At 63.9% G+C, this 3000-nt stretch carries 4 protein-coding genes; 3 read left to right on the top strand and 1 reads right to left on the bottom strand.

The annotated features are described in order from the left end of the window. Positions 1-282 (bottom strand): hypothetical protein (locus tag QZH66_RS14720; protein ID WP_305806672.1); only part of this gene is annotated, 282 nt, incomplete at its 3' end. Between the two features lie 265 nt (positions 283-547). Between QZH66_RS14720 and QZH66_RS14715 the strand changes: the two genes are divergently transcribed. From QZH66_RS14715 to QZH66_RS14705, 3 genes are all read left to right on the top strand, one after another. After that, the gene (locus tag QZH66_RS14715; protein WP_305806671.1) at positions 548-2422 is read left to right on the top strand and encodes a phosphoketolase family protein; all 1875 of its coding nucleotides are present in this window, start codon (positions 548-550) and stop codon (positions 2420-2422) included. A 12-nt stretch (positions 2423-2434) separates the two neighbouring features. Next, entirely contained in the window at positions 2435-2641 is a 207-nt protein-coding gene (locus tag QZH66_RS14710) for a hypothetical protein (protein ID WP_305806670.1), read from the top strand. Further along, a partial coding sequence (locus QZH66_RS14705) for a class I fructose-bisphosphate aldolase (RefSeq protein WP_305806669.1) occupies positions 2638-3000 on the top strand: 363 nt, incomplete at its 3' end. The genes QZH66_RS14710 and QZH66_RS14705, both read left to right, overlap by 4 nt.

Here is a 3000-nt window from a genome sequence, read left to right as displayed (position 1 = left end):
CACCGGAAACAGGGCTTCGCAGGCGTCGGCCTGCTGCAGCGTGGGCTGGACGGTCGTTGACCAGACAAGGCCGCTGGCGCGGTCCCGGAGGTAGCAGAAGGCGCCCCAGTTGTCGCAGGTGGCGTCCTCGCGCCATCGCGTCAACGCCAGTCCCTTCCAATGGCTATACCCGCCGCCCGTGCGCGAGACCATCACGTGGTAGTTGCCGTTCGATAGCAACTGCACGCCTGCTGCCGAAGGGGTGGGTTCGTGAAACGACGGCGCGGTATGAAATGGACTCATGTTTGCGGTTCCAAGAGCGGACCAAGCAATGGTCTGCATGCCACGACATGCAGGGTAGGACGTTCACCACAGAGGGTCTGTGCGCTGTCGCACACAACACACTGCGCCGCGCCGCACGCCTGTCTATGCGCGGTGGCGCACAGACGCTGCTCAATGCAGGCACTACAACAACGCCTCTGGCCAGATAAAAAGCACGGATCTCTGGAAAGCGCCCCCTTTTGCTTGAGTGAAGTGCAGATGCGCGCATTTGAAGATCCTCCATCCCATGAAATCCGACATCCTGAATGCCGACCTGCTGTACAAGATGGACGCCTGCTGGCGTGCCGCCAACTGTCTGGCGGTCGGACGGATCTGTCTCTGCGAAAACCCGCTGCGGAAGACGCCTTTGACGCTGTCCCGCGTGAGGCCGCTGGTGGTCGGGCATTGGGGAGCGACACCAGGCCAGAACTTCATCTGTGCCCATCTGAACCGGGCCATCAATGCGTACGGCCCGGACATGATCTCTATCGCCGGCCCCGGCCATGGGGGCCCCGCGATGGCTGGCAAGGTGTGCCTTGAAGGTGCCTGGAGCGGGGTCTATCTCGACAACCCGGAATGGATCGTTGCCTGCGTCGTTGGCGACGGCGAGGCCGAGACAGGGCCCTTGGCCGCCGCATGGCAGTCGAACAAGATGCTCAATCCCATTGCTGACGGGGCGGTGCTGCCCATCCTGCACCTCAATGGCTGCAAGATCAGCAACCCGGCCCTCTTGGCGCGCACAGACCACGGGGAGCTGGCGCAGTTTTTCCGGGGTTGCGGCTGGGCGCCGCTGTTGGTCGACGGCGATGGCCCCGCGAAGATGCACCAATCGATGGCCAGTGCTGGGAACCAGGCCGTGGAGGAAATTCGACAGATACAGAAGAGCGCACGCGAAGACAAGAACGCCAAGCGCCCGCCTTGGCCGATGATCGTGCTCCGGTCGCCCAAGGGCTGGACCGGAGCGAAGGTTGTGGATGGCCTGCCCGTCGATGGCATTTTTCGTTCGCACCACATGCCGCTGCTGGTGGATGCAGAGCATCCCGAGCATGTTGTTCAGCACGAGCGCTGGATGAAGAGTTACAAGGCCGAAGAGCTGTTCGACCAGGATGGTCGGTTGTTGCCGGAGCTGGCCGAACTGGCGCCGAAGGGCGAGCGGCGGATGGGGGCAAATCCGCTCGCGAATGGCGGCTTGCTGCTGCGCGAGCTTTGCATGCCGGATTTTCGCGAGCACGCCGTCCATCTCCCTGCGCCCGGAGCCCTGCAAACACAGGACGCTCGGGGGCTGGGCAGTTTTCTGCGCGACGTGGTCCGGCTGAACCAAAGCCAGCACGCCCAGTGGTTGACAGTAATCCGGGAGCTGCCCTGGCGCCGGCCGATCGCGTCGCTGAACTACTTGCTGGCCTCGCACGTCTGGCAGCAAGACCACAATGGATTTACGCACCAGGACCCGGGCTTCCCCGATCATGTCATCAACAAGAAGGCTGACATCGTGCGGCCGTACCTGCCGCCCGATGCCAATTGTTTGCTCTCGGTGTGCGATCACTGCCTGCGCAGCCGCAATCATGCCAACGTGGCCGTCGCCGGAAAACACGCGCTCCCACAATGGCCCACCATGGACGCTGCCGTGCCGCACTGCACCGAAGTTGAGATCCTGGCGGCAGTGTCCATCCTGCGCGCGCACCTGCCCGAGCTGAAGATCAGGGTGATCAATGTCGTTGACCTGATGCGGCTGCAATCGAACACCGAGCACCCGCACGGTCTGAGCGACAAGGACTGCGACTCGCTTTGCACGCGGCACAAGCCCATCATGTTCGGCTTGCATGGCTACCCATGGTTGGTGCCTCAGTTGGCATACCGCCGTACCCACCGCGACCTGCACGTGCGCGGCTACAAGGAGAAAGGCACGATCACGACCCCGTTCGACATCCGGGTGCAAAACGACATCGACCGCTTCCATCGGGTGCAGGACGCGGTGGATCGGCTGCCGCACATGGGCCGCAAAGAGGCTTGCCTGAAGCAGGTTGCGCGGGGCAAGCTGATCGAGCACCGGCGATGCATCGAGCAGCGCGGTCAGGATCTACCGGCAATCCGCGATTGGAAATGGACCGCTACCACGCCTTGAAGGAGATGCGCCATGGCGAAGATGGAACAACTGGAGTTGGACGCGCACCGAGCGCAGCTGGCCTTGGACGTCGAAGGACTGATCGACAAATACCGCGCCATTTTCGAGTGGGACGTGCCCGACATTGATGAGGGCTGCGCGGACAAACTGATCATCGCGGCGATACGCCAAGCCCTGGACCGCATTGAGCAGGCGCCGCCGGGCGCCACGCCGCCATGACCGCCCTGAGCGCTACAGCGCAGGCCCTGGTGGCCGCCGGCAAGGGCCTGCTCGCCATGGACGANGGCGCCGCCGGGCGCCACGCCGCCATGACCGCCCTGAGCGCTACAGCGCAGGCCCTGGTGGCCGCCGGCAAGGGCCTGCTCGCCATGGACGAGAGCGTTGGCACTTGCGACAAGCGTTTCGCCGGCGCTGGCATTGTCCCGAGCGGAGAGACCCGCCGCGCGTACCGCGAATTGCTGGTGACAACGCCTGGCCTGGGCGAATGCATCAGCGGTGCGATCCTCCATGATGAGACCCTGCGCCAGAAGACGCTGGAAGGAATGCCCTTTGTGCAGGTGCTCACGGCGGCCGGGATC

Source organism: Stenotrophomonas sp. YIM B06876 (assembly GCF_030711595.1).
In the GTDB taxonomy this organism is placed as follows: Bacteria; Pseudomonadota; Gammaproteobacteria; order Xanthomonadales; family Xanthomonadaceae; genus Stenotrophomonas.
The sequence above is the reverse complement of the archived record's forward strand: the minus strand, read 5'-3'. Positions and strand labels throughout refer to the sequence as shown.

Bases quoted from the DNA above. Each gene is read 5' to 3' on its own strand.
- QZH66_RS14715 (WP_305806671.1), top strand. From the start codon at position 548: ATGAAATCCGACATCCTGAATGCCGACCTGCTGTACAAGATGGACGCC.
- QZH66_RS14710 (WP_305806670.1), top strand. From the start codon at position 2,435: ATGGCGAAGATGGAACAACTGGAGTTGGACGCGCACCGAGCGCAGCTG.